The following is a 477-nucleotide window of genomic DNA, read 5'->3' as shown; positions in this document are numbered from 1 at the left end:
GTTTCAAAAGGAACTGGTAGTTTTTCTACTTGTGTATATTTTATAACAACGGCATCCCAGTCATTATTTGCTACTTTAGCCAAAAACTCGTCTCTTTCTTTTGGGCTTAAAGAGTTTTCGTCTGCCACTAGCACATTAGCGTTAGGAAATGCATCAAAAATACTTTGATCCCATTGGGTTACAAGATTGTTTGGAACGATGATTAGAGGTTTTTTTACAAGCCCAAGCTCTTTTTGCTTCATAACAGCAGCTATTGCTGCATATGTTTTGCCAGCCACAACTTCGTGATCAAGTAAAATATTTTTTTGAACCATGCTTCTAAAAATAGCATCTTTTTGGTGCTTTCTAAGTTTTATATTGCCATCAAGCCCTAAGATTTCTAATCCATCTCCATTAAATTTGTCTTTAACGTAGCAGTTAAATTTGTCGTTGTAAATACGTTCTAGTTCTTTTGCTCTAGCTCGGTCGCTATATATC

The 477-nt window shown here is 35.4% G+C and carries 1 protein-coding gene; it reads right to left on the bottom strand.

The features are described 5' to 3' along the window. On the bottom strand, nt 1-477 hold a 477-nt coding region (locus CYP05_RS09960), incomplete at both ends, for a DEAD/DEAH box helicase family protein (protein WP_181001174.1).

Origin of the sequence: Campylobacter concisus (genome assembly GCF_002913545.1) — a bacterium.
GTDB classification, from domain to species: Bacteria; Campylobacterota; Campylobacteria; order Campylobacterales; family Campylobacteraceae; genus Campylobacter_A; species Campylobacter_A concisus_AV.
The sequence above is the reverse complement of the archived record's forward strand: the minus strand, read 5'-3'. Positions and strand labels throughout refer to the sequence as shown.